Annotated in this window: 24 protein-coding genes and 1 pseudogene; 11 read left to right on the forward strand and 14 right to left on the reverse strand. The window is 72.9% G+C overall.

The genetic code is table 11. The annotated features are described in order from the left end of the window. Nucleotides 1-170: 170 nt before the first annotated feature. From ABZ862_RS11430 to ABZ862_RS11445, 4 genes are all read right to left on the reverse strand, one after another. A complete protein-coding gene (locus ABZ862_RS11430; protein ID WP_360955834.1) occupies nt 171-1,445 on the reverse strand; it encodes a RelA/SpoT domain-containing protein in 1,275 nt (424 codons plus the stop codon). Nucleotides 1,446-2,237: 792 nt separating this feature from the next. After that, nucleotides 2,238-3,014, reverse strand: coding sequence for a hypothetical protein (locus tag ABZ862_RS11435; RefSeq protein WP_360955836.1), 777 nt, complete (start codon nt 3,012-3,014; stop codon nt 2,238-2,240). Next, nucleotides 3,011-3,307, reverse strand: a complete 297-nt coding sequence (locus tag ABZ862_RS11440) for a hypothetical protein (RefSeq protein ID WP_360955838.1) — start codon at nt 3,305-3,307, stop codon at nt 3,011-3,013. Before ABZ862_RS11440 ends, ABZ862_RS11435 begins: the two co-directional genes overlap by 4 nt. Nucleotides 3,308-3,725: 418 nt before the next feature. Continuing rightward, a complete protein-coding gene (locus ABZ862_RS11445) occupies nt 3,726-4,094 on the reverse strand; it encodes a VOC family protein (protein WP_360955840.1) in 369 nt (122 codons plus the stop codon). 63 nt (nt 4,095-4,157) lie between these two features. Here ABZ862_RS11445 and ABZ862_RS11450 point away from each other — a divergent pair, with 63 nt between their 5' ends. Beyond that, on the forward strand, nt 4,158-4,616 hold the full coding sequence (locus ABZ862_RS11450; RefSeq protein WP_360955842.1) for a MarR family transcriptional regulator: 459 nt from the start codon (nt 4,158-4,160) through the stop codon (nt 4,614-4,616). A gap of 122 nt (nt 4,617-4,738) precedes the next feature. Here the strand turns inward: ABZ862_RS11450 and ABZ862_RS11455 are convergent, their stop codons facing one another. From ABZ862_RS11455 to ABZ862_RS11475, 5 genes are read right to left on the reverse strand one after another with little or no spacing between them, the layout of a single operon-like run. Next, nucleotides 4,739-5,653, reverse strand: a complete 915-nt coding sequence (locus ABZ862_RS11455) for an STM4011 family radical SAM protein (RefSeq protein ID WP_360955844.1) — start codon at nt 5,651-5,653, stop codon at nt 4,739-4,741. Between the two features lie 17 nt (nt 5,654-5,670). Then, entirely contained in the window at nt 5,671-7,110 is a 1,440-nt protein-coding gene (locus tag ABZ862_RS11460) for an STM4012 family radical SAM protein (protein WP_360955846.1), read from the reverse strand. Next, the gene (locus ABZ862_RS11465) at nt 7,107-7,913 is read right to left on the reverse strand and encodes an STM4013/SEN3800 family hydrolase (RefSeq protein WP_360956093.1); all 807 of its coding nucleotides are present in this window, start codon (nt 7,911-7,913) and stop codon (nt 7,107-7,109) included. The genes ABZ862_RS11460 and ABZ862_RS11465 overlap by 4 nt, the downstream gene beginning before the upstream one ends. Before the next feature lie 17 nt (nt 7,914-7,930). Continuing rightward, entirely contained in the window at nt 7,931-9,112 is a 1,182-nt protein-coding gene (locus ABZ862_RS11470; RefSeq protein WP_360955848.1) for an STM4014 family protein, read from the reverse strand. 19 nt (nt 9,113-9,131) lie between these two features. Beyond that, a complete protein-coding gene (locus ABZ862_RS11475; protein ID WP_360955850.1) occupies nt 9,132-10,097 on the reverse strand; it encodes an STM4015 family protein in 966 nt (321 codons plus the stop codon). Nucleotides 10,098-10,347: 250 nt separating this feature from the next. On the opposite strand from ABZ862_RS11475, the gene ABZ862_RS11480 reads away from it, so the two are divergent. The 3 genes from ABZ862_RS11480 to ABZ862_RS11490 all read left to right on the forward strand — a co-directional run bounded on the left by ABZ862_RS11480 (nt 10,348) and on the right by ABZ862_RS11490 (nt 12,305). Next, nucleotides 10,348-10,674, forward strand: a complete 327-nt coding sequence (locus ABZ862_RS11480; protein WP_360955852.1) for a hypothetical protein — start codon at nt 10,348-10,350, stop codon at nt 10,672-10,674. Nucleotides 10,675-10,730: 56 nt separating this feature from the next. After that, on the forward strand, nt 10,731-11,786 hold the full coding sequence (locus ABZ862_RS11485) for a DUF6745 domain-containing protein (protein ID WP_360955854.1): 1,056 nt from the start codon (nt 10,731-10,733) through the stop codon (nt 11,784-11,786). A 243-nt stretch (nt 11,787-12,029) separates the two neighbouring features. Continuing rightward, complete coding sequence (locus ABZ862_RS11490) at nt 12,030-12,305, forward strand: chaplin (RefSeq protein WP_360955856.1); 276 nt, start codon at nt 12,030-12,032, stop codon at nt 12,303-12,305. A gap of 66 nt (nt 12,306-12,371) precedes the next feature. On the opposite strand, the gene ABZ862_RS11495 is transcribed toward ABZ862_RS11490, so the two are convergent. From ABZ862_RS11495 to ABZ862_RS11515, 5 genes are all read right to left on the reverse strand, one after another. After that, complete coding sequence (locus ABZ862_RS11495) at nt 12,372-13,238, reverse strand: tyrosinase family protein (RefSeq protein ID WP_360955858.1); 867 nt, start codon at nt 13,236-13,238, stop codon at nt 12,372-12,374. Then, on the reverse strand, nt 13,222-13,791 hold the full coding sequence (locus tag ABZ862_RS11500; protein ID WP_360955860.1) for a tyrosinase family oxidase copper chaperone: 570 nt from the start codon (nt 13,789-13,791) through the stop codon (nt 13,222-13,224). The genes ABZ862_RS11495 and ABZ862_RS11500 overlap by 17 nt, the downstream gene beginning before the upstream one ends. Nucleotides 13,792-13,924: 133 nt before the next feature. Beyond that, complete coding sequence (locus tag ABZ862_RS11505) at nt 13,925-14,425, reverse strand: DUF5949 family protein (RefSeq protein ID WP_360955862.1); 501 nt, start codon at nt 14,423-14,425, stop codon at nt 13,925-13,927. 176 nt (nt 14,426-14,601) lie between these two features. Continuing rightward, nucleotides 14,602-14,892, reverse strand: coding sequence for a hypothetical protein (locus tag ABZ862_RS11510; RefSeq protein ID WP_360956095.1), 291 nt, complete (start codon nt 14,890-14,892; stop codon nt 14,602-14,604). Nucleotides 14,893-15,050: 158 nt separating this feature from the next. After that, on the reverse strand, nt 15,051-15,290 hold the full coding sequence (locus ABZ862_RS11515) for a chaplin (protein WP_360955864.1): 240 nt from the start codon (nt 15,288-15,290) through the stop codon (nt 15,051-15,053). Nucleotides 15,291-15,703: 413 nt separating this feature from the next. Between ABZ862_RS11515 and ABZ862_RS11520 the strand changes: the two genes are divergently transcribed. The 7 genes and pseudogenes from ABZ862_RS11520 (at nt 15,704) to ABZ862_RS11550 (ending at nt 25,678) form a co-directional block, all read left to right on the forward strand. Then, nucleotides 15,704-16,960, forward strand: a complete 1,257-nt coding sequence (locus tag ABZ862_RS11520) for a glycosyltransferase (protein ID WP_360955866.1) — start codon at nt 15,704-15,706, stop codon at nt 16,958-16,960. Then, nucleotides 16,957-18,495, forward strand: coding sequence for a sugar transferase (locus ABZ862_RS11525; protein WP_360955868.1), 1,539 nt, complete (start codon nt 16,957-16,959; stop codon nt 18,493-18,495). The genes ABZ862_RS11520 and ABZ862_RS11525 overlap by 4 nt, the downstream gene beginning before the upstream one ends. 3 nt (nt 18,496-18,498) lie before the next feature. Beyond that, nucleotides 18,499-19,884, forward strand: coding sequence for an O-antigen ligase family protein (locus tag ABZ862_RS11530; RefSeq protein ID WP_360955870.1), 1,386 nt, complete (start codon nt 18,499-18,501; stop codon nt 19,882-19,884). Then, the gene (locus tag ABZ862_RS11535) at nt 19,881-21,737 is read left to right on the forward strand and encodes a lipid II flippase MurJ (RefSeq protein ID WP_360955872.1); all 1,857 of its coding nucleotides are present in this window, start codon (nt 19,881-19,883) and stop codon (nt 21,735-21,737) included. The genes ABZ862_RS11530 and ABZ862_RS11535 overlap by 4 nt, the downstream gene beginning before the upstream one ends. 70 nt (nt 21,738-21,807) lie before the next feature. Beyond that, entirely contained in the window at nt 21,808-22,509 is a 702-nt protein-coding gene (locus ABZ862_RS11540; RefSeq protein ID WP_360956097.1) for a polysaccharide deacetylase family protein, read from the forward strand. Nucleotides 22,510-22,538: 29 nt separating this feature from the next. After that, nucleotides 22,539-23,666 (forward strand): annotated as a pseudogene (locus ABZ862_RS11545) (glycosyltransferase); the annotation flags it as partial. 851 nt (nt 23,667-24,517) lie between these two features. Further along, nucleotides 24,518-25,678 (forward strand): GNAT family N-acetyltransferase, encoded by a 1,161-nt coding sequence (locus ABZ862_RS11550; RefSeq protein ID WP_360956099.1) that lies wholly within the window; start codon nt 24,518-24,520, stop codon nt 25,676-25,678. Nucleotides 25,679-25,684 lie beyond the last annotated feature (6 nt).

Consider the following 25,684-nt stretch of genomic DNA (forward strand, 5'->3'; position numbering starts at 1 on the left):
GTAGTGCCAACGGCACGCGTACACGTATGGTGACACACCGCGACAAGGATGGGGAGGCCGCGGGACGGGTATTCGCCAAGACTGAGAGCCTTAGCAACCAGCCCGATCGTCCGGGCCTACGCCGTAGCGCACAAATCGAACAGGCTATCGATTCTTGTCGTCATCCAGCGTCACCCTTCTAGGGCCAGAGGGGAACCGTGTCCGCCATCCTTGAGGAACGCGACGATTTGCTGAATGCGCTTTACCGCATCGTCGAGGGCGGCTACGGAAAAGTCTCGCCTTGAATGTACGACGTCATTCCTCATGGAGCGGAGAAGGTCAATTTCCTCCGCGATTCCAAGCGGCAATTCTAGAATCCTGAGCAGGTGATTCACGGGTGCATTTGGACGCTGAGAGACGCCAGCGCGCTTGGCCAAGTCCTTGAGGGTTCCTTCAAGATCCACCCAATTGCGCATGAATTGCATCATAGCGCTCGCCTCACGCTCAGGACCGGAGATCTCTACTTTCCCCGACTGAGAAGCATTGCGAATATCTTCGTAAATGGCGTAACGTGACGGATCCTCTGCGAGTAATGCATCCACCACTTGCTCCGCCAAGGGTCGTTCCTCGACTGCACCATGCAGGGATTCTAGGTACTTCTCCAGTTCCTCAGGATTCGTCTTATTCAGTCGTCTAAGCAGCGCGAAAAGATCATCGACTTTTCCCAGTCCCGAGTCACCGACAGGCTCCGTAAGGGACTCGCGGGCATGCCGCAGTAGATGTGCGGCAAGCTCATAGTGGTTCAAAAACTTGGCGCCATTACGCGCCACGCGAGCTTCGCCAGCTTCCTGAAGAAGTCTCAGAGAGATTTCACCGGCGATCACTAGCCCGTTCAACTGGTCGAGGATGGCATGCTCCTCCCCGGACAGATCGCCCGCCATCTGCTTGTAGGCAAGGTCGTGTTGCACCTCCGACCAAGCATGCATAAGCACTGACGCCACTTGGATTTCCACTCGCGCCTTCAGGTACCGCTTGTCCGCGTCACCGATGAATTTTTCTTTAGGTTGTACGCGATAGTGCACCGCTGAATAACCAGAAAATCTTCGGTTTGGGGTAGCTTTGTCGGCGCTAGGGAAATTCCGCTTGGTGTCCCATTGATCGAAAAGGCGCACGATCGCCTTGTCGACTTGCTCCTGCTCCTTCGGGAAGTAGAGGGCAACCCTAACACCCGCCAGATCGACAATATCCTCAAAGATGTGATCTACGGATTCGTATTTTTTCTCAGCATCCCGCTGAATGCATTTATCTTTGAGTCGTTCAACGTCTTTGGCTCGGTGACTTACAATGCAACGAATGCCGGATGAACGGAGGTCACTTTCGAGGATTTGCGCAACTAGAACCGCCGCCTTGCTGTAGAAATCGTACTCTTTCGTGTACCGGTCGATGAATTGTTCGATGTAGTTCATTTATCCTCGCCCGTCTCACCATGTGATCTCGAGCCAGAATGCCGTAAGGGGGTTTTGCTGCGCAACTGAATCTCGGAAGCCGACCCATGATTGAGACCATAGCCGCAGCCCTGGCAACACGATCCGCAGATGATCAACGTTCGGCTCCAGCTCGTCATTCCGCACCACTACGTCACCAGATGGGACGGGGAACGCCGGGGAACCGCGGTGAAGGCAACCCTGTTCGGCAGGGTTAGAGCCAAGTCAGTCCAGGTGAGTGATCACAACTGGTCCCAAATGCTCGCAGCTTCCCAAGCTGAGGGCTCAGGCGCCGTTGTCACGGGCCAGCCGTCGTACCTTGCTGTGGTCGACGGCACCGGCAGCGTGGCTGAGGCCAGTGGGGGTGTAGCGAGGCACACGCGTGCGTGATCGGCCGGCGCACCCCCCGTCGTGGCTGACTGTCGTCGGCTGAGGCTCAGACAAGCCACCTCGAAGGCCGTCCCGAGCCGTAGACGGTGGCGGCAGTGACGGCAGTGCTGACGGCAACGACGGCGGACGGCGGTGGCCGTCAGCGGTCGGTCACGGTGACGGCGCCAGCCGAGCGGAGGGCGCCGCAGGGCGGTGCCCGCATCTTCTAAGCGCTTGGCCGCAGGTTCGAGTCCTGCCGGGGGCGCCCACCACCCCTCACCTGTGGAAACGCGTGAGGGGTTCTTCGATGTGCGGACGCACAGCGCCGCGAGGGCAACCGCCTTGACCGTCCACGATCGTCAATGCCCGCCATCAGGATCACGGCTCGAGCCGACGGATGCCCGACTACCGCTCCTCGTCCAGCACCTGGGCAGCCGCACGGGGGTCCATGAGGTTGGACCACGCCTGTTCGGCCGGGAGCAGGTCTCGCTCAGGAAGGGCATATTCCGGATACCAGCCCTCAGCCTCGCAGCCAGGGACGTTGCGCAGGATCAGCACGGTCAGGTTCGGCGGTACGGAGCCGGTGATCCGGACGGCGAGGTAGGTCTCGTGACCGTCGTCCGCACGCACTTGGAGGCCAAGGGTGAAGGTGTCGAACTCGCGCGTGTGCTCACGGCCGTCACGCAGCGTGGCGTGTGCCAGGTCCAGCAGAGTCGCCCGCAGGCGGCGCACGAAGCGGACACCGGCCTCGGCGCGGTACCGGACGTGGTCCTCGCGCGCGGGCAGGAGGTGAGCAGTGTGCGTCGCGGTCTTCAGTCCGTCGGGATGTTCCGCGTTGTAGCGAGCCCGGACGGCGCGGCCGTCGGCCTCCAGGGCTGCGTAGAAGTCATCGCCCGAGCCGTCCTCACGCCGACCCGCCGCGACCAGCCACGGCAGATCGGCGTCCAGCCATACCGCGCCGCGCCATCGCTGCACCTTGACCTTGAACAGCACCTGGTCGTCCACGGACCGGATGCGTTCGTGCTTGCCGTCCTCGTCCGCGAACTGCTCGGACGCCTTGGCCAGCACCGGGTGGTCGATCTCGTCCAGCGGCACCGTGACCGGCGGCACCGCGAGGAGCAGATCCTCGCGTAAACAGCGCAGCGTCGGGCGGGCCGGACGCAGCGGGCCGGGTCCGCTCATTCCTCGATTCCCCCCACCGCGTCGATCTCTTCCGCAGTCAGCCCGGTCAGCAGCATCACATCTGATTTCAGCGAGCCGTCAAGCACACTGAGCGCCTCCACCATGCCGGCCCGTAGATCCTCCCGGCGCTGCTCCAGATACACCCGGACAGCCTCGGCCACCAGGTCTTTCTTCGTCAGCCCCAGGAAATGAGCGCCTTGACTGATCAATTTGTCCGTCGCCGGGTCCACCTTCAGCGGGGACTGGCGTACCGACTTCGCCGCCGTCGTCATCGTCAACACCTCCGCGGCCATAGTACCTAAATACCTCACAGTGCAGTTGTTCCGGTGCCACCACTGCCGGACGTCCTGGCTCCGGCCGACGGCACGCGTCTCGACGATTTCGTTCGTGGGCAACCTGCGAACACGAGGGAGTTGTTGCCGGGCAAGCGCGGTTCAGCGGGCTCGCCGGAGGGGCTGCACGGGAGCGATGGGGGCGCTGACGTGGAGTGGGGTGGCCCCCTCCGGCCACAGACCGGCGTAGCGGAGGGTGGCGGAGGGTGGTGGAGAAGGCGTCGCCGCCGGAAGTTCCCGGCCTCCGTCCTGGCGTCGACGCGCCGGACCGGTCTGCGCGGTTCCCTGCGAGGAGCCGATGGATGCCGCCCGGATTCCCACACCTCGGGCGCAACCGGCGGTCTTCAGGGAACGGTGATCGTCCGGACCGTGCGGTTCGTCAGGTGCGGTCGTGGAGGGTGACCTGGTAGCCGTCGGGGTCGGCGAAGGTGAATGTCCGGCCGAAGGGGCCGTCGACCGGTGCGGAGACGATGGTGTGGCCGTCGGCGACGAGAGCGTCGTGGATGGCCTGGACATCGGTGGCGTGGAGCCAGATCGCGGCACCGATGCCGGGCTGGGCGACGGATGCGAGATCGGTGCCGGGAACGATGTCGCGGAGTGCGAACGCGATCGGCCTGGTATCGAAGACGACGGCGTGCGGCGGTCCGGCCGGCGAGCGGACGAGGCCGAGGTACCGCTCGTAGAACGCCTGCGAGGCGTCGAGGTCGCGCGCCTGGAGCGAGATGAAGTCGGGGCCGGTGACGGGCATGATGATGCTCCTTCCCTGTGTGTCAGATTCCTGACACGGAGCAAGGTATGTCAGAATGCTGACATGAGTCAAAAGGGCGTCGGCGTCGACCTGGACAAGTCACTGGGCTACCTGCTGAAGGAGGCTTCGAGTGCCCTGCGCGCAGCCATGGAGGAGGTGCTGCGGCCGCTCGGGATGAGCGTGACCCACTACTCCTGCCTCGAACTGCTGGCTCAACGGCCGGGCCTGTCGAACTCCGAACTCGCGCGCGGCGCGTTCGTGACACGGCAGTCGATGAACGTGCTGCTCCAGGCGCTGGAACGAGACGGCTACGTGACCAGGCCCGCGGAGGCGCCCGTCGGGAAGGCGCTCCCCGCGCGGCTCACGGCCCGCGGCCGGCGGAGCCTGGAGAAGGCGACCGTGGCGGTCCGGTCCGTCGAGGTCAGGATGCTGGCCGGGATGACCGGGGACGAGCAGGCGGACGCGTTCCGGATCCTGCGGAGCATGATCCGTTCCCTGAACGACGGCGAGGGCGACGCATAGCCCGTTCCCCGGGTCCGTCTCCGCCGGGTACCGCGGCCACGTCCCGGGCCAGGGCTTCGTACTCACGTCGGCCGCCCTGCCCTTGAACTCCGTCGCCGGTCACCCTGAGAGCGGTTGGCATCTCACGCAGATGAATTCTTGCTCAGATGCTGCCTGCCTTCCGACCTCTCCAGGGGTGCGGCGGCTTCGGGTGGCCGTACGGCCGGGACGCGTTCCAGGACGCCGCCCGCGAAGACGTCGTACAGGGGGAGGGTCTCCAGGTGGACGTAGCCGATGTGGCAGTCGCAGTGGGTGAGGGGGCAGGGGCGGGGGCGCAGGGAGGCCCGGTAGGAGCCGTCGTAGAGGTTGCCCAGGGGTGCGGGCACGAAGTGGCAGCGGCGGACCGTGCCCTCGCCGTCCACCGAGATCACCGACTCGCCGGTGCGGCAGGGCAGGCCGGCGCTGCGGTGCGGGTGACGGCTGTAGGGGAACAGGGGATCCAGGGCCGTCCAGTCGGCGGCCTCCGGGTCCGTGTAGGTGTGGCCCTCGGCGGCGTTGACCCACAGGTAGACGTGGGAGGGCAGGTCCTCGCGGAGGCGGCGCGCCGGTGCCAGGTGCTCGGGGAGGCCCACGATGCCGACGCTGTGCCGGACGCCCCGGGCGGCCAGGTCACGGGTCTTGGCGAGGAAGCGGTCGTAGGGCGTCTGGCCGGGGTGGAAGGTGCACCACAGGGCGAGGGTGTCCGGGTCGGCGTCGGCGAGCCAGTCCGTGCGGCAGTTCAGGTTCGTCTGGATCGCCACGCGGCGGATGTGCGGCCGATGGCTCAGCTCGGTGAGGGTGCGGCGGTACCAGGAGCGGACCAGGCCCTCGCCCCAGGGGGTGAAGAGGAGGGAGAGGTGACCGTCGCGGTACGCCGTGGCCCAGGTGGCGAAACGGGTCAGGGCCGCGCGGTCCGCCGTCAGCCGGGCGCGGTTGTCCCGGCGCTTGGCGAAGGGGCAGTACGGGCAGTCGTAGTCGCACGACGCCAGCGGGCCGCGGTAGAGGATCGTCAGGTCCATCGGGGCCGCGCCCTCCGTCACTTCGTCTCGTAGGTGGCCATGTGCTCCCGTACGGCCGCCGAGAACAGCTCCGGCCCCAGGGCGTCCGAGTGCGCCAGGCCCTCCGGGGAGAGGCGGAGGATGCCGGGGGCCACGGAGTCGTCCAGCCAGCCGCGGGCGGCGAAGCGGTCGAACTCGGCGGCGAAGTCCTCGGTGGCCGATGTGCCGAAGCGGGCGCGGTAGTCCTCGGCCGGCAGGCCCTCCGCCTGGAGCAGGGACTGCAGGAGGTGGCGGCGTCTGGCCTCCTCCGCGTCCATGTGCCGGCCGAAGTCGGCGTGGCGGAAGCCGTCGGTGCCGCGGGCCGTGTAGTCGTCGACGATGCGGCGTATCTGCCGCATGTCCACGGCGTAGTCGAAGGAGTAGTGCAGCTCGGAGGTGTACGAGCGGGCGCCGCAGCCGAGGCCGACCATGCCGTCGGTCTGGCAGGCGTAGTCCCCGGCGCCGGTGTCGGGGGCGTCGGTGCGGCGGAACATGCGCATCGACACCTGCTCGTAGCCGTGGGCGAGGAGGTGGTCACGGCCCCGGCGGTACAGGCGCAGACGCCGCTCGTCCCAGTCGGCGTCGCTCTCCGGGTGCGCCGTCGCGGCGCCCGCGTGGTGGCGGCCGAGGCCGGTCAGGGGGCGGACGTAGAGGGGGTAGAGGTACAGCTCCTCCGGGCGCCAGGCGAGGGCCGCGTCGAGGGAGCGGCGCCAGGATTCCTCGGTCTGGCCGTCGATGCCGTAGATGAGGTCGATGTTCAGGACCGGGATGCCCGCGTCGCGGATCCTGCCGAGCGCCGCCTCGACGTCCTGCCTGCGCTGCGGGCGTACGGCGGAACGGGCCTCCGCGTCGACGAAGCTCTGCACGCCCAGGCTCAGCCGTGTCGTGCCGCGCGCCGCCAGTACGGCCAGCCGGTCGGCGGTCGCGGTGGCGGGCGACGCCTCGACGGACAGCGGTATCGCCGTCAGGTCGGCGCCGAGACGGTGCTCGGCGAGATCGCACAGCCGCTCCAGTTCGGCGGCCGTCAGGAACGTCGGGGTGCCGCCGCCGAAGGCCGCGTTGGCGAACCCCGCCCCGTCGCCCAGCGCCTCGCGCACCGCCGTCGCCTGGCGCTCCAGCGCGTCCAGATAGGCGGTGGTCAGGCCGTCGGGGGCGCCGATGCGGGTGAACAGGTTGCAGAAGCCGCAGCGGACCTCGCAGAAGGGGATGTGGAAGTAGAGGGAGAGGGCGTCCTTGGGCTCGTCCGCCCAGAGGGTGCGCAGGGCGGCGTCCGCGGGGGGCAGGGGGCGGTAGGCGGTCTTGTGGGGGTAGGCGTAGACGTAGTTCTGGTAGGGGCGGACGGCGGGCTCACTCCGATGCGGGTGGTCGGCGGACGCGCCGGTGGTGCCGGTGGGCGCGGGGGTGGTGCCGGTGGGGGCGGGGGTGGTGCCGGTGGTCATCGGTCCTCGTCGAGAAAGAAGTGGGCGTACGGCACGGTCCAGACGACGTCGTGGCCGATGCGGTGGCCGGTGTAGCCGTCCTCGCCGTACGCGGTGCCGTGGTCGGAGCAGACGACGGCGAAGCACGGGCGGCGGCTGCGCGCGGCGGCGAAGAGCCGTCCGATGTGCCGGTCCACGTACTCCAGGGCCGCGGCGTGGGACGCCCGGGTGTCGCCCGACTCACGGGTGGCGCCGGGAAGGTGGAACCAGTTGGGCTGGTGCAGCGCCGAGACGTTCACGAAGAGGAACAGCCGCTGCTCGTGCGGGAGTCCGGCGACGACCTTCTCGGCGCGGGCCACCTGCGCCTCGAAGGACGTGGGGGACGGCACCCCGAACTCCGGCTCCCAGTGGCTCTCCTGGAACAGCCCCGGCAGGACCGAGCCCAGCGGTCCCCGCTTGTTGAAGAAGCCGACGCCGCCGATGCACACCGTGCGGTAGCCGACGGCGGCGAGGCCCGACACCAGGTCGGGGGTGTCGTGGACGAAGGTGTCCGGTGCGGTGGACTCGCTGCCCTCGAAGCGGGCGGCGAACAGGCGCGGGTGCGGTCCGGGCGCGGCCGGGGTGGGCAGGAAACCGGCGAACATCGCCTGGTGGGAGGCGTAGGTGAAGCTGCCGGGCGCGTGCCGGCGTTCCCAGACACCGCCGGGCAGGTGCCGGGCGAGGTTCGGGATGCGGCCGTTGGCGGCCAGTTCCCGGGCCACGTCGTGGCGGAGGGTGTCGAGGGTGACCATGAGGAGGTCGTGGGTGCCCACGACCTGGTTCATGTCGACGGGCGGTGTCGTCATGACGGCACTCCTTGTACTGCGGTACCGGGGCCTGCCGTGTCGGCGCCTGCCGGTGCGGTGCCGGCGCCTGCCGGTGCGGAAGTCCGCGTCGCCGCGGCGGCGACCTGCGCGGCGTACGTGTCCAGGCCCTCGGCGCCGCTGCCCGGCAGGCCGGTCAGCCGGGGCAGCAGGTCGCCGAAGGCGTTGACCTCGCCGACGGTGAAACGGCGCCAGCCGGTGTACGGCAGCACGTCCACGCCGACGCACAGCGTGCCCGGGAAGCACGCGGCGGCCCGTTCCGCGATCTCCAGCGCCTCCTCGAGACGGCCGCCCGCCGCACGGATCGCCTCGCGGGCCGCGCCGAGGTCGCCGCGGGTGCCGCCGAGGTGCAGGTTGGTCATGGGGTGACGGCTGGTCCGCAGGACGGCGTGGGTGGCGCGGCCGGCGATCACGACCACCCGCAGGTCGGCCGCGCGGCCGTCCTGCGAGGCCTTGGGCACCCACTGCTCGACGTGCAGGCCGTCCGGGGCGAGGGCGTCGATCAGGGCGGCGGCCTCGGGTTCCGTGTCGTACCGCCGTACCCGCAGGGAGTTGTGGAGGCGGCCGTCGGGAGCCGTCTCGACGGAGGTCGTCGCACGGACCCGGCCGGGGCCCGCCGCCGAGAGCGCGACGACGCCGGAGGCCGACGAACCGTGCGCGAGTTTCACGAACGCCCGCGTGACGCGCGCCTGCGTCAGCCGCTCCCTCAGCTCCTCCCAGCCGCCGACCGGGCCACCGTCCCGGCCCGTGACGGCCGCCGGCACCGGGACCCCGGCGGCGGCGAGCCGGGCGTGGCAGCGCCGCTTGTCGAACAGCGCCGCGACGTCGTCCGCGTCGGCGGACACCACCGCGCCCGCCCGCCGGGCGGCGTCCGTCACCTCCCGTACGGCCGCCGTGAAACGCCGGTGCCACAGGGCCGTGCCCTCCACCCGGGTCGGGTCGTCGATGTCCCGGAGCAGCCGGTCCACCTCGGGGTTCTCCCCCGGGGAGTCGAGCCGTACGTACTCCCTGGGCCGGAACGCGAACCGTCCGCGCAGCACGTCGTGCCACGCCACGACCCTCGGCCGGGCGTGTCCCGCAGCCCGGACGGCGTCGGCGAACATCGTCGTACGGCGGTTCTCCGGATTGCCGACGACGGCGAACGCGGGGCCGGAGTTCATGACCGCCGCCTCCTCGTCGTCATTCCGCGACCGCGGTGAAGCGGTGGACGACGCCGTCGTCCTCCCACGAATCGCCCTGCTCGGACAGGTCGACCTCGACGCCGGACGGGGCCAGCGCCGACCGGAACCGCTCGGCCACCGGCTCCGTGACGAAGTTGTGGCGGAGGTCCAGCCGGGTCAGATGGGTGAGCGGCTGGCCGTCGAGCAGCGCCATGAGTCCCTCGTCGGAGAGCACGCCGAGAGACAGGTCCAGCGTGCCGAGCTGGGCGACTACCGGCGCGGAGGCGACCGCGGCGGCGATCTCGTCCTGGATCTCGCTGTTGCGCAGGCCGAGGTGACGCAGCGCCGGGAACCGTCCGCCGGAGAGGATCGGGGCAAGGTCGGCGACCGTGGCGTCACCTCCGTAGTTCTCCACGCCGAGCCATATCTCGAGGCTCTCCAGCGCGGGCAGTTCACTCGCGGCGATGCCGCGCACCACCTCGCCGGGCAGGCCGCCTGCCTCGATGCGCAGGCTGCGCAGGTGCTGGTGCCGGACGGCGGGGAAACGCAGCCCGGTGCCGCCGCGGATCCCGAACTCCTCCAGCCGGGGGAAGGCGTCGAGGACCGGGGTGACGTCGGACTGCTCGATCCAGGAGATCTCCGCCTCCTCCATCTCGATGTCCCCGACGAAGACGGCGCGCAGGCTCGTCAGCCGGTCCCGGGCGTCGACCAGCCGCTGCACCACGACACCGGAGTCGGCTTCGTACGGCTCGTCCCAGAGTCCGATGACGAGGGCGCGGACAGCCGTGAGGTCGACCGAAGCGGTGAAGCGGTCCCACAGCTCGGGGTACGTCCCTTCCATACCGCCGTCACCGCTTCCGTAGGGATCGGTGGCCAGCCGCCAGGCCACCGCGCCCGCCTCCGGCAGGTCCTTCTCCACGCCGGGCGGGGGGAAGTCGAAGGCCGGGAGGCCGTGCAGTTCCTTCAGATGCCGGACGTTGGACATGCTGGGGGCCTCCTGCGGCGGACGGGATCAGGTCATGGTGCGCTGCCTGTGAGATTTCTACCAAGCCGCACTGACATCACGGGCCCGGTGTCCGGCTTTCCGGGACCGGCGGGATCGGCGGGATCGGCGGGACCGCCAGGGGCTCTCGGGACTCTCGTCCGAGGGCCCGTTGTCAGACCCACCCCGTAGCGTCGTCGGTGTGGACATGGACCGCTTCGGCGCAGTGCGCCGACGGCGAGAGGAGACACGTATGTACCGGCAGGGGGACGTCCTGATCGTGCCCGTCGCGGAGGCCGACGTGCCGCCGGGCGCGGACCGGCTGCCGCGGCAGCCCCGGGACGCCCGGGGGAGGCTCGTCCTGGCCCTCGGTGAGGTCACCGGGCACGCCCACGCGGTGGTGGGGCCGGGCACCCTGGTCCGGGAGACGGGCTTGTTCGGTGCCGCGTACCTCCATCTCCCCGACGGCGGACGGGTGGTGCACGAGGAGCACGCGGCGATACCGCTGCCGAAGGGCTGGTACCGGGTGGTGCGGCAGCGGGAGTACACGCCGGGCGCGGTACGGATCGTGGCGGACTGAGGAAGACGGGGCCGGGGAGGGCGGGGACGCGGATGAGGAAGACGGGGAGCGGAACGATGACGACGTCGGCGGAGACCGGGGAGCACGCGGCGAAGGTGCCGGACGTGACGGCGGTGTGGCGGGCGGTCGCCGCGGCGACCGGTCCGGCGGACCGCGCGGCGGCGGAGGAGGGCGTGCGGCTGGCCTACCGCCTGGCGGGGCTGGCCGAGCCGCAGCACATCGTGTGGGCGGGCTCGCCCCTCGAGGGAGCGGTGCTGGCCGCACGTCTGACGGCCGAGGGCACGACGGGCCCCGGCGTCCTCGACGAGGTGCGCACCCGGCCGTGGGCCGAGGCCCGCAAGCGGGTCTCCGGTCGGCTGGGCCCGGCGGCCTGGGCCGCGCACTGGGCCATGACGGGCGCTCAGCTGTGGGACACCACGTCCCTGCTGACCGGCCGCATCCGCACGGGCGTGGCCGAGTCCCCGGGCGCGCCGGGCACGGAGCTCGCGACCCGGATCGTCCTGGCGGACGCGGCACCGGGCCAGCACGACGCGCCGTGGCTGGCGGCCTTCGACGGCCAGGAGGGCGCGGAGGGGCTGGCCGGGATCGCCGCGGTCGCGCGGACCGCGGGCTGGTGGTGGCCGTACGAGAGGACGGCGATCGTCTCGGAACGCCCGCTGGAGCTGCACCGCGACGAGGCGGGCCGGCTCGACCGCGCGGACGGTCCGGCACTGGCCTACCCGGACGGTTTCGCGCTGTACGCCTGGCACGGCATGCCGGTCCCCGCCGAGTTCCTGAACGGTCTGGCCGGCCTGACCCCGCGGCGCATCCGCGAGGAGGAGAACGCGGAGCTGCGCCGCGTGATGCTGGAGCACTACGGCTACGACCGCTACCTCGCGGACTCCGGTGCGGAGCCCTTGCAGCGGGACGAGGCCGGGGTGCTGTGGCGGATCACGCTGGAGGGCGACGAGCCGCTGGTGATGGTCGAGGTGGTCAACTCCACCCCGGAACCGGACGGCACGCACCGCACCTACTGGCTCCGCGTCCCGCCCCGCACCGGCACCGCCCGCGAGGGCGTCGCCTGGACCTTCGGCCTGACCGAGGAGGAGTACGTGCCGCAGCGGCAGACGTGAGGTGTCCTTCCGCGCGGCACGGCCGTCACGCCGGCCCTGGCCCTGGCCCTGGCCCTGGCCTTCGATGGTGCGGCGCACGCCCGGCTCCCGCTCGCCGGGTGCGGGTGAGCGGTCCGGGCAGATTCTTTGTTCGGTGAGGATGATCCGGGTGTGTGCCGTGACCCGGTTCGCTCCGGCGCGTTGAACGGGGAGTGCGACGGCGCGTCCTGCCGTCGCAGTTTCCGAGTGCAGAAGGAGAACGTGATGTCTCGCATCGCGAAGGCAGCCGTCGTCGTCGCCGGCACCGGTGCCGTGGTGTTCGGTGGGGCCGGTCTGGCCCTGGCGGACGCGGGTGCCCATGGTGCGGCCGTCGGCTCGCCCGGTGTCCTGTCCGGCAACCTGGTCCAGGTTCCCCTCCACGTGCCGGTCAACGTCTGCGGGAACACCATCGACGTCGTCGGGCTGCTGAACCCGGCGTTCGGCAACACCTGCGCCAACGTCAGCGGTCAGCACCACCACGACGGCGGCTACGGCCACTGAGACACCTGATGTGTGGCAGGAGCCCCGGCACCTCGAGCGCCGGGGCTCCTGCCGTCTCCGGGTCCGTCACGCGTAGCGGTAGACGCGGCTCACGTCCTCCAGGGCCGCCGGTGTCACATCCCACGGGGGCAGTTTCTGGTCGCGGGCGACGACCCGGTCGTGCTGCTCGTCCGACGGGCCCGGAGCGCGGGCCGGGAGATAGCGGGCGCCCGGGTGGCGGCGCTGCCAGCGGTACCACTGCAGGTCCACGAACGCGTGGTGCAGCCAGAACACCGGGTCGTTGACCGACGCGCCGCCCAGCATCGCGCCGCCGACCCAGCGGTGCACGCGGTTGTGGTTGAGCCAGGACGCGCTGCCGCCGCCGGTGCCCCAGCCCTCCAGCTTGTTGCGGAAGCCCTTCGTCACCGTGGAGTCCCAGGGCCACACGTCGTAGACGGAGTCGGCGAGCGCGCGGTCCAGTTCCGCCTTCGTCGGCAGCGCGATCGGGGCCCCGGCGCGGCCCAGGTCCCGGGTGAGGGCCTTGCCGTCGGTCACGCCCTCCTTGATGGTCCAGTGCCCGGCCGCGTAGGCGAACGGTCCCGTCGTCACCCGGTGGTCGGAACGCCGTCCGTTGCCGCCGAGGAGGTCGTCCGTCCAGGGCGCCGACGCCGTCGAGCGGTCCCGCGTCCAGTCCCAGTACGGCATCGTCACCGACGCGTCGATCCGGCGCAGCGCCCGCTCCAGGTCCAGCAGGAACTGGCGGTGCCAGGGCAGGAAGGAGGGGGTCATATGGGCCGTGCGCAGGCCGTCCTCGCCGTCGGACGTGTAGTACTCGAGGTGCATCCGCACGAACTCGTCGTACTCGCCGCGCCGTTTGAGTTCCAGCATCGCGTCGACGAAGCGCCGCCGCTCGGTGCGGGTGAGGGTGCTGACGTCCTTACGCGTGTACGCCACGGTCACCACCCAGGGGCCGGTGCGCCTGCGCCTGTGCCTGCGGGTTCAGGTGCGTGTGGTGGCCGCCGGTCCTGGGGCCGGCGTCGTCCATGGGGCCGGGCGCGAGGTCGCGCAGCCGCTCCCGGGGGCCCATCTCGTCGACGGCGGCACGGGCCGCGGCGAGGGGCGTGGGGTAGGAACGGTAGTGGTCGATCATGCTCAGCCAACTGCCGTCCGCCCGGCGCATCAGGTGCAGCGGGCGGCCGTCCACGGTGACCTGCCACTCCTCGGCCACCGTCTCGGCGGTGCGGCCCGCCGGTGTCCGGACGCCTTTGATGCGGCGGCCCCGGTACGTCTCCGCGAAGGCGAGGTCGTCGGCCGCGGTGGTGGTTCCGGGCCGCGTCCCGGGCCGGGGCCGGGCTCCGGTTCCGTCTCCGGTCCCGGTTCCGGCCTGGGGGGAACGTGATGCCGTCATCAGAGGGGTGAGCAGCAGGGCCGCGGCGGTGGCGAGCAGACCTCTCGCCAGGTCTCTGCGACGTGGGGGGTGGTCCGGGCCGGATCGGTGGGCGGCCATCGTGCGCTCCTGGGTCGTGGGTCGGAACCGTTCGGTGTCCGTACCCGTAACCGTCGTGAGCGTCCTCCGGTTACCGTCCGGCGGCCGTTCCGGTGATCTTCGGACGGTCTGAGGGCCGCCGTCCGGCGGTCCGTCAGGCGCGCAGGCTGCGGGCCGTCAGGACGACGTGGGCGGCGGCGGTGAGGGTCTCGTCCGCTCCGGCGAAGGCGGCCAGCGCCTCGGGGTCGACCGGGCGGCCGGGGACGCCCTCCGGCCAGGGGCGGGTGGTGAACACCAGGTAGGCGTAGCCCCGCCGGGCCGCCGCCGCGCACCACTCCGGGGGCGCGTCGCACTGGGCGGTGAGCGTGGGCATGGTCACCACGGCCCGGCCCGCCTCGACCAGCAGGCCGACCGGCAGGCTGGGCCGGGCCACGCCGTCGACGAGGTCACCGCCCACGGGCAGTCCGTTGCGCGTGAGGAACTGCTCCACCGCGGCGGACGTCACCTCGGGGCCGCCTGCCGCGTCGCCGAGGGAGTAGGCGAGGAGGTACGGCATGTCACTGCCGTCGGGTGCCTCGCAGCTCCAGGCCATCATGACGAGCGTGCCCAGGTCGGCCGGGTGGAAGGGGCGCGTTTCGCTTGAGGTTGAGGTCACCGCGCGACCTTATCCACGGGGCGGGCGGCGGCCGGGGGCTCTCTCACCCGTACGGCTTACAGTCCGGCGGGCATCCACCCGGACGAGTGATACGCCCCGGCAAGCGTACCGGTCAGACCCGTACCCCGCCTGTCCTCGCACCCGTCGCACCCGTCGCACCCGTCGTGCGGCAGCCGTCAGCTCTGCAGCGGCAGGCCGCCCAGCAGCGACTTGTGCTGGTTCAGCGTGGTGGTCGCGTCCTTGACCGTGCTGAGCACGGAGTCCTTGCTCTCGGTGTCGAGCATGTTGGACTGGTGCCGCAGGGGCGACACGTCGTTGAGGTCGACGGGGCCCTTGGTGAGCCTGTTCACCCCTCCGGTGAGGCTGGTGGGGGTGAGGTCGCCGGCGCTCTGGGCGAACGCGGGCGCGGCGGTGCCCGCGAGGGCCAGGGATCCGGCGACGACGGCGGCGGCCTTGAGGGGCTTCAGGGGCTTCATCGTGTTCCTTCCGAACTGACAGGGCCTTGGACGGTCCGACCCGAACCGGAATGCGACGGCGGTGGACGGACGTCGTCCGAGAACGACGGCCAGCCGTCCTCCCGTGGGCAACACGGGAGTACGGCCGGCCGACTGGAGATGACGCGACGTCAGCTGTTGACGCAGGTGTTGCCGAACGCGGGGTTCAGCAGCCCGATGACGTCGATCGTGTTGCCGCAGACGTTGACCGGCAGGTGGATGGGAACCTGCAGGACGTTGCCCGACAGCACACCCGGCGAGTGGGCGGCGACCGCCTGGGCACCGGCGTCGGCGGCGGCGATGCCCGCGGCACCGGCGACGGCCGCAGCGGCCGCGGTGGTCAGGACCAGGCCCTTCGCGATACGCGACATGGAGAAATGCTCCTTGGTGTTGACTCAAACATCCGGACGGAGGTGCCCGGCGTCATGTCAACGCGCGGCCCCCACGGGGGGTTTTGCCGCCGAACGGGTGATGCGGGACAGCGGATTTTCATACCGGAGTGAGCTGCGCGGGTGTCGTGCGCGCCCCCTTCGTGCCGTGCGCGCCCCGGCGGGGCGTCCCGTGGGGGCGCACTGCGGTGGTCACGGACGCCCCTCCGTCACGCCCCCGCCTCTGTTCGAACCGCTCGTACATGCACCACGCGGTGTGACCAGGGGGCCTTCCGGCTCGTTTGCCAGGCCGGACACGGCGTGAACCGGCGCGCCGCCGTCACCGACCGAGTCGGTGGTGCGGCGTGTCCCGGCCCGCCGCGCTCCCGAGCGCCCCCGTAGCGAGGAAACCGCGCATGCACCCGTCGTCAGCGACCGTCCCCCGGCCGAGGATTCTTCACATCACCCAGCCGGTGGACGGCGGGGTCGCCCGTGTCGTGACCGATCTGGCGCGGGCCCAGCTCGCGGGCGGGCTGTCCGTCACCGTCGCCTGTCCCGAGGGGGAGCTGGCCGCGCGGCTGCGCTCCCTGGGCGCACAGGTACGGCCCTGGCCGGCGGCGCGCGCGCCGGGCCCGGCGCTGCCGCGCGAGACACGCCGGCTCGCCCGGGTGGTGGACGAGGTGCGGCCCGACCTGGTGCACGCACACAGCGCCAAGGCCGGTCTCGCCGGACGGCTCGCCGTGCGCGGGCGGATCCCCACCGTGTTCCAGCCGCACGCCTGGTCGTTCGAGGCGGTCGGCGGCCTCACCGCCGCGCTCGCCCGCGGCTGGGAACGCCGTGGAGCGCGCTGGACGGCGCGGACGGTGTGCGTCAGCGGCGCGGAACGGGCGAGGGGCGAACGGGCCGGGATCGGCGGGCGGTGGCTGGTCGTGCCCAACGGCGTCGACCCCGGGCGTTTCCGTCCCGCGGACCCCGGCACCGTACGCGCCGCGCTCCTCCCCGGCGGCGGTCCGCGCGGCCCCCTGGTGGTCTGCGTGGGACGGCTGTGCCAGCAGAAGGGGCAGGACGTCCTGCTGCGGGCCTGGGACACGATCGTACGGCGGGTGCCCGCGGCGCGGCTCGTGCTGGTCGGCGACGGCCCGGACCTCGACGCACTGCGCCGGTCGGCGCCGGGGGCCGGGTCCGTGCTGTTCACCGGGGCCGTCACCGACACCGCGCCCTGGTACCAGGCGGCCGATCTCGTCGTCCTGCCGTCCCGCTGGGAGGGCATGGCGCTCGCCCCGCTGGAGGCGATGGCCTGCGAGCGGCCCGTGGTGATCACCGACGTCGACGGCGCCCGCGAGAGCCTGCCGTCCGCGCTCGCCGCCCGGTGCCTGGTACCGGCCGGGGATCCCGGCGCGCTGGCCCGCACCGTCACCGGACTGCTCCTCGACCCGCCCCTGCGGGCCGCGTTCGGAGCGGAGGGCCGCCGGCACGTCCTGGCCGGGCACGACGTACGGCACACCACGGCGGCGGTCACGGAGCTGTACGGCGAACTGCTCCACGAGCGCCACCGCACGCATGACCGCACGCACCCCCGCGAGCACCACCGCACGCACCACCGCACGCACCACCTCACCGGGGACCTCGCACACCGCGAGCCCACCGACCACAGGGAGTCCACCCACTCGTGACTGCGGAAAGCACCCTCCCCTCGCCCGCCGGGCAGCCACGGGACCTCGGACTCCCACCCGCCGTACCACCGGTTGTGCCCGTACCGTCCGCGGTCGGGCCGCGCGCCCGGGAGCTCTGGTTCCCGGCGCTGCGGCGCCCGGTCCGGAGCGTGCCGTCGGCGCCGCTGCTGGCCGCCGACACGGTGGCCGCCCTGGCGGGCGCACTGGTGCTGACGGGAGTCCGGTCCGGGCCGCTGCCCGCCGCGTCGCTGTCGGCCGTCTTACTGGTCGCCGGGACGCTGCCGACGCGCCCCCGGCCGGCGCGGGCGCTGCCCGGCGTACTCGACGACCTGCCCGCGCTGTGCGGGCGCACCGCCGTGCTGTGGCTGGCGCTCGCGGCCCTCCTCGCCGCATACGACCCGCAACTCGCCCTCCCGGCACGGACCTTGCTGCTCGGGTGGGCGCTGCACACCGCGACGGCCGGAGCGGGACGCGCGGTGGTGCACGGGGTCCGGCGTGCCGTACTGCTGCGCCGCCCCGGCACGGCCCTGGTGATCGGACCGGCGGCGGCCGCACAGCGGGTGGCGGCGGCCGTGCTGCGCCAACCCCGTTACGGCGTACGGCCGGTGGGTGTCGTGGCCGAGCGGCCGGGCGGCGGCACGGGGGCCGGTGGGCTGCCCGTGCTGACGACCGGCACCGAGGTCCAGCGCGCGCTGATCCAGAACGGGGTGGACACCGTGCTGACCGTCGGCCCGGCCGTGCGCACCGAACGCGGTGCGCTGCTGAGGGCGTTGGCCGAGTCGGGCTGCACGGTGTGGGAACTCGACGCGGACGGTACGGCGGGCGGCGGCCCGTCGTCGCGCGGGATGACCCCCGCGGTCCGCGGTACCCGTGACCAGTTCGCCGGCTTCCCCTGCCGTCTGCTGGCACCGGCCGCCGGGGCGCGGCGACCGGGCGGGGCCCGCGGTACGGGTGGTGCGGGCGGGGTCGGCAAGCGGGTGCTCGACGTGGTGGTGTCGGGGACGCTGTTGCTGCTGCTCGGCCCGGTGCTGCTGGTCTGCGCGACGGTGCTGCGGTGCACGGACGGCCCCGGGGTCGTGTTCCGGCAGGAACGGGTCGGCAAGGACGGGCGCCCCTTCACGCTGCTGAAGTTCCGTACCCACCGCCCGGCCGACGCGCACGAGTCGGCCACCCGCTGGAGCGTCGCGGGCGAGTACCGGATGAGCCCCTTCTGCCGCTTCCTGCGCCGGACCTCGCTGGACGAGCTGCTCCAGCTCTGGAACGTCTTCCGCGGCGAGATGAGCCTCGTCGGCCCGCGCCCCGAACGCCCCTACTTCGTCGCCCGGTTCAGCCAGGCTCACCCCGGCTACGCGGACCGTCACCGGATGCCCACCGGTATCACCGGGCTCGCCCAGATCCACGGGCTGCGCGGCGACACGTCGATCGAGGACCGGGCGCGGTTCGACAACGCATACATCGACAACTGGTCGCTGTGGCAGGACATCTGCATCCTCCTGCGCACGGCCGCGGCGCTGGTGCGGTCGGCGGGGAGCTGAGCGATGAGTCATGTGCTGGTCACGGGCCGGGGACCGGAACTGCTGCGCCGCGCCACCGGGTCCGCTCCCCTGCTGCCGGTCCTCGGCGTCGTCGCCGTGCTCGCCCTGCCCCTGGGCCACGGCCCCGGCGGCGGGAGCGGGGCCGGACCGGCCGACGCGGTGTCCGCGCTGGCGGTGCTGTACTGCGCGGTCCGGCTGCTGCGGACACGGCGGCGTCCCCTGTCGCGTACGGCCGCGGTGGTCCTGGGGCTGCCGGTGGCCGGTCTCGCGCTCGCCGCGCTGCACGCCTCGTCGCCGGGCACCGCGCTCGCCGGGCTCGGACGGTATCTCCAGGTCTTCGTCCTCGTCCCGGCCGCCGTGGTGCTGCTGATCCGTCACCGGGCCGACTTCCGGATGCTGGCCAGGGCGCTGGTGGCGCTCGCGCTGTGGCAGGGCGCCGTCGGCATCGACCAGTACGCCACCGGCACCGGCGCCTCCTACCAGGGGCAGTACATCCGCGCGGTGGGCACCTTCGGCCCGCAGGACGTGATGGGCATGGCCACCGCGGTCAGCTTCGGGCTGCTGTGCGCGGTGGGGCTGGCACTGGGGGGTGCGGGGCGCGCGGAACGGACGGTCGCCACCGGCTGCGCGGTCGTACTGCTCGTCCCCCTCGCCCTGTCCTTCAGCCGGGGCGCCTGGATCGCCACCGCCGTGGGATGCCTGGCGCAACTGGCGCTGGCGGGGCTGCGGCGGGCGGTGAAGGTGGTCGCGGTGGTGGTGGCGGCCGGGGTGGTGCTGGTGGGCGGGGCCGGGGTCGGCACCGAGCGGCTGCAGGAACGGCTGGGCAGCATCGGGCAGGTCGCGGACGCACCCGACCAGTCCGTCGTGGACCGGTACTCCCTGTGGGCGGCGGCGGCCGGGATGTGGCGCGAACACCCGCTGACCGGCGTGGGCCTGAAGGACTTTCCGGAGTACCGGGACGGGTACGCCCCGCTGGCCCTGTCGTCCGGCAGCGACACGGAGGGGGCGGGCGCCGCGTTCCGCAGACAGCCGCTGCTGTCCCCGCACAACATGTATCTGCTGGTGCTCGGTGAGCAGGGACTGATCGGACTGCTGGCGCTGGCGGGCAGCTGGCTGGCGCTGCTGGTGTGCGCGCTGCGCGGGCTGCACCGGGCGCGGGCGGCCGGCGCGTCCGGCGCGGCGGGGGTGTCCGGTGCCGGTACGGACTGCGCGCTGGTCTCCTGCGGGCTGCTGATCTGGCAGTCGACGGACTTCGTGTACGCCGACATCGGCGGGCCGTCGACCGTCCTCACCGCCGTGTGCCTCGGGCTCGCGGCGTGGTGGGCGCTGGTAGGGAGTGAGGGCACCGGGAGCGGGAGCGCGTCCGCGGGTGAGGTCCCGGCCCGATGACGGTGACACCCTCCCGGAGCCCGGGTGCGGAGGCCGAGGCCGCTGCCGATACCCATGCCGCTGCCGCTCCCCGGATCGAACCCGTGGCCGGGGCGACCGCCCCGTCGCGTGCCTTCCTGGCCAGGGCCGCCCTCGTCACCGCGGCCCTGTCGCTGGCCGGGGCGGTCCTGGGACTGGTGCGGGACCAGTCCCTGGCCGGGCTGTTCGGAGCCGGGAGCGCGACGGACGCCTTCCTGGTCGCGTGGACCGTGCCGGAGTTCGCGGCGACCCTGCTCATCGAGGACGGCCTGGCGTTCGTGCTGATCCCCGCGTTCAGCGCGGCGCTGGCCCGGCGGGCGCGGGACGCCCGGGAAGGACCGGGTGCGGCAGGTACGGCGGGTGTGCCGGGTGTACGGGGTACGGCGGCCGGTGATCCGGTGCGGACCCTTGTCACCGGCACGCTCCCCCGGCTGACGCTCGCCTTCGTCGGGGTGGCCGTCCTGCTGATCGCCGCCGCACCGGTGCTGGTACGGGCACTGGCTCCCGGGCTCCCGGACCCGGGTCTCGCGGTGGACTGCACCCGGCTCACCGCGACCTGCGTGCTGAGCTTCGGGCTGGCCGGGTACTCCAGCGCGGCGCTGCGGGCGCACCGCCGCTTCGTGGCGCCCGCGGCGATCTACGTCGCCTACAACACCGGCATCGTCGCGGGGATGCTGGTGCTCGGCGGGCGGTGGGGGGTGCGTTCGGCGGCGGCCGGGGTCGCGGTGGGCGGACTGCTGATGGTGGCGGTGCAATTGCCCTCACTGCTGAGGCAGTTACGGACACAGCCGACGACGGGTCAAGAGGTCGGCGCCCCACCCGGACGCGGGGGCGCCCAGGTTCCTTGCTCCCTCGGTCTCCGGCTCGTCGGCGCGGTCCTCCTGTTCGCCCTGTGCCGTCAGTCCCAGGTCCTCGTGGAGCGGTTCCTCGCCTCCGGTCTGCCCTCCGGTGCCATCTCGCATCTCAACTATGCCCAGAAGGTAGCCCAGTTGCCCATGACGCTGGCCCTGATGCTGTGCACGGTCACCTTCCCGGTGATCACGCGGGCCCTGGCCGACGGCGACACGGAGCGGGCCCGGGACCGTGTGGAACGCGATCTGGGACTCGTCGCCTGTCTGGCCCTGCTCGGTACGGCGGCGGTCGTCGCCTGCGCCCCGCAGATCATCGGACTCCTCTTCCAGCGGGGCGCGTTCACCGCTCACGACACCGCGGCGACGGCTGCCGTGATGCGGGTGTACGCGGTCGGGCTGCTCGGTCAGACGCTGGTGGGCGTACTGGTCCGCTCGTACTTCTCGACGGGCCGCGCGACCTGGTACCCCCTCGGCGCGATGACGGCCGGTGTGGTCGTGACCGCGTGGGCCGGGTCGCTCGCCGTGGGCCCCTGGGGCGCCACCGGGATCGCCGCCGCGAACGCCACCGGCATCACCGTCACCGCGGCCCTGCTGCTCACGGGACTCCATGCCCCGGGCGGCCCGCGCGGCCCGCGCGTCCCGGGCCTCCCGGGTCGTTCCGGCAGGCCCGGGCGGGGGTCAGGACGCGGACGCGGTCGGCACCGTATGCCCCGTGGGGTGCCGGTCCGGGCCTGGCGGGTGCTGGGGGAGGTGAGCCGGCCGGCGGGGGCCGCGGCGGTCGCGGCGGCGGCCGGGGCCTGGGCGGCGGGCAGCGCGGGTCCCGGTGCCCCGTTGCCGGGGCTGGCCGCCGGGACGGTCACCGTGACCGGCGTTTTCGTCCTGGCCGGCCGGGTGCTGAACGCACCGGGCGTGGCCCAGGCACTCCGTACCGTCCGCACCGTCACCCGAAGGGGCACGCATGCTCTCCTCCGTCGACACCCCTGACGCCCCGCCACCGGCCACCGCTCCCGCCCGCCGCACCGCACGCGCCGGCGGCACGGTGCCGTGGATCGCGATGTACCACTCCGTGAGCGACTGCGCCGACGATCCCTACCGCATCACCGTCACGCCCCGGCGTCTGGAGGCACAGCTGCGGTGGCTGCGCGGACGGGGGCTGCGCGGAGTCTCCCTCACCGAGCTGCTGGCCGCCCGGGCCCTGGGCGCGGGCCGGGGCCTGGTCGGGCTGACCTTCGACGACGGGTATGCCGACTTCGTGACCGGCGCCCTGCCGGTACTGCGCCGCTGGGGCTGCAACGCCACGCTCTTCGTGCTGGCCGGCCGGCTCGGCGGCGACAACTGCTGGGATCCGCTGGGGCCGCGCAAGCCGCTGCTCACCGCCGACGGTGTCCGGGCCGCGGTGGCGCAGGGGGTGGAGATCGGCTCGCACGGGCTGACCCACGCCGATCTGACGCGGGCCGGTGAGACGGCCCTGCGCGCCGAGACCGCCGCGAGCAGAGCGCTGCTCACCGAGCTGACCGGCGCTCCGGTGGACGGCTTCTGCTATCCGTACGGCACCGTCGACGCCCGCGCCGTCGGCGCCGTCCGCGCGGCCGGGTACGGCTACGCCTGCGCCATCGACCCCGGCCCGCTCACCGGCCCGTACGCACTCCCCCGGCTGCACATCGGCCAGCACGACACCGCCGTACGCCTGTATCTCAAGCTCCGGCTGCACCGCCTGCGCCGCCGCCCGGTGAGGGACCTGGGAGAGGACCTGTGACGATCCTGAAGAACGACGCGCCGGTGCCCGTGCGCGTCCCGCGCGTCCTGCACGTCATCACCGGCCTCAAAGTCGGCGGCGCCGAGCAGCAGTTGCGGCTCCTGCTGCGGCATCTCCCCGTCGACAGCGAGGTCGTGACCCTCACCGACCCGGGCCCGGTCGCCGACGGGCTGATCGCCGACGGCGTGCGCGTGCACCACCTCGGCATGACCGGGAACCGCGACCTGGCCGCCCTGCCCCGGCTGGTCCGGCTGATCCGCGCGGGCCGCTACGACCTCGTCCACACCCACCTCTACCGGGCCTGCGTCTACGGCCGCGTCGCCGCCCGCCTCGCCGGGGTGCGGGCGGTGGTGGCGACCGAGCACTCCCTCGGCGACTCCCAGATCGAGGGCCGCCGGCTCGGCGCCGGGGTCCGCGCGCTGTACCTGGCCACCGAGCGGCTCGGCCGTACCACCGTCGCCGTCTCCCCCACGGTCGCCGCCCGGCTGCGCCACTGGGGCGTGCCGGACCGGCGCATCGAGGTCGTGCCCAACGGCGTCGACCTGGCCCGCTTCCGCTACGACCCCGGCCGGCGCCGCCGCGCCCGGCAGCGGCTCGGGCTGCCCGAGGACGCGTACGTCGTCGGCGGCATCGGACGGCTCACTCCCGCCAAACGCTTCGGCACCGCCGTCCGCGCGCTCGCCCTGCTGCCCGCCGACCACCGGCTGCTGCTGGTGGGCGGCGGTCCCGAGGAGGGCGCGCTCCGGCGCACCGCGCGGGAGGCGGGAGTGGCCGACCGTGTCCACTTCGCCGGCGAACGCCCCGGCGGTCCGGGCGGCGCCTGCGAGGACGGTCTCGACCTGGCCTCCCTCACCTCCGCGATGGACGTGCTGGTCTCGCCGTCCCCCGAGGAGGCGTTCGGACTCGCCGTCGTGGAGGCGCTCGCGGCCGGGCTGCCGGTGCTCTACGCCTCCTGCCCCGCCGTCGAGGACCTCCCGTCCCACGCGGCTCCCGCCGCCCGGCGGATCCGGGGCGGCCCCGCCGACTTCGCCCGCGCCCTCGCCGGACTCCGCGCGGCGGGCCCTCTCCCCCGCATCGCCCCGGACGCCGCCCGCCACTACTGCGTCACCCGCAGCGCCGCCCGGCTCATGGACGTGTACGCGGCGGTCATGACCGCCACCCCCGTGCTCCCGCACTCCCGTGTCCCCCGTCCCGTCAGCGAAGGAAGCCGACCCGTCATGGCCGAGAACCCCACCCGCCCGCACCGTCCGGGCGCCGCCCCGTCCGCCCGTCCCCGTGTGCTCCCCCCGTGGACGCTGCTCGCGGCGGGTGCTCTCGCGGGCGGGCTGCTCGGCGGGGCGTACGGAGTGCTGGAGCCGCCGACGTACACGGCGACCAGCTACGTCATCGCCGTCCCCACCGACCGGTCGGACCCGGCGTCCGCGCTCGGCTTCGCCACCGCCTACGGCCGCGTCGCCACGGAGCTCGCGGTGCTCGGCGACGCCCAGGCGCAGGCCGGGGTGCCGGTGGACACGCTCCGGCGCAGCGTACGGACGTCGACGTCGCCGGACGCGCCGATGGTCGCCGTCTCGGCCGAGTCCGCCAGTCCCCGCAGCGCCGCCGGCATGGCGAACGCCGTCGCCGGCGCCCTCACCCGGCGGGCGGACGCCGCCAAGGCCGGTACGCACGTCGAACTGCTCGCGTTCTCCCGCGCGCTCACCCCCACCGCCCCCACCTCCGCCTCCCCGGGGCTGACCGGCCTGGTCGGTGCGAGCGCGGGCGGTCTGCTGGGCGCCCTCGCCCTGCTCGTCCGGCCCCGTCGCGCACCCGCTGACGGCGGCACCGGCGGCACCGGCGGCCAGGTCGCCGAGAGCCGGGTCGCCGAGGGCAGGACCACGACCGTACCCGGCCTGCCCGGTCCGGCCGGCGCCGCCGACGCGCACGGGCAGCTGTGACCGCGCCGTATCCCGCCCCCGCGCTGCCCACCACCGGCGCGGCCGACGCACCGGAAGCACCGGAAACGGCGGGAGTGGCGGGAGCGGCGGGAGCGGCGGACACAGCCGGTGCGTTCGTCACCGAACTCGTCACCGGCGACGACGCCTTCGCCGGGCTCGGGCCGGCCTGGGCACGGTTGCACGAGCGGTGCGGGACGGCGACGCCGTTCCAGAGCCACGCCTGGCTGCACTCGTGGTGGCTGTCGTACGGCCGTCACGGCCGGCTGCGGCTGGTGGTCGTACGGCACGGCGGTGAACTCGTCGCCGTGGCACCGCTGATGCGGGTACGGCACCCGGTCCCCGCCCTGGTGCCGCTCGGCGGGGCGATCACCGACTACGGCGACGTGCTCCTCGACGACTTCCACGCCGAGCGTGCCGCGAACGCCCTCACCGCCGGTCTCGCGGCCGTGGCCCGCACCGCGCTGATCGACTTCCGCGAGGTACGGCCCGGTGGCGCGGCGGAACGCGTCTACGACCGCTGGCACGGACCGCGCCGCAGGCTGCCCGACTCGCTGTGCCTGGAACTGCCCGCCGTGCCCATGACGGAGCTGGTGGCCCGGTTACCGCCCGCCAAGGCCCAGCGGGTGCGGGCCAAGCTGCGCAAGCTGACCGCGCTCGGGGTGCGGCGGCGCGTCGTACCACCGGAGGAGGTGGACGGGGCGGTGCACCGGCTGCTGGACCTGCACCGGCTCCAGTGGCAGGGGCGGAAGGTGACGCCCGAGCATCTGCGTGACCGGTTCCGTGAGCATCTGGTGCGGGCGGCCGGGTCGATGGTGCGTTCGGGGCACGCGGTGGTCACCGAGTTCCGGCTCGGCCCAGAGGTCGTCGCCGTCGATCTGACGCTCCTGTCCCGGCGGCTGGCGGGCGGCTATCTGTACGGCGCGCATCCGGGGCTGCGGGAACGCGGGGCGGACGTGGCGGTGATGCTGCTCGACGCGTTCGCCGAGCAGGTGGGAAGCGGTCTCGGGCCCGGTCCCGATCCGGTCCCGGGCACGCTCAGTCTGCTGCGCGGCGACGAGCCGTACAAGCACCACTGGCGGCCCGAACCGGTCGTCAGCAGGCGGCTGCTGCTGGCCCGGCGGCGGACCGCGCCGCTGCTGTCGGCGGTGGTGTGCGACGCCACCGCGCGGCAGCGCGGCAAGGAGGCGCTGCGCGGGTGGCGGGAGCGCGAGGACGGGGACGGGAGCGGGACGTGAGGCGGG

This window comes from Streptomyces sp. NPDC047000 (assembly GCF_040644295.1).
Classification (GTDB): Bacteria; Actinomycetota; Actinomycetes; order Streptomycetales; family Streptomycetaceae; genus Streptomyces.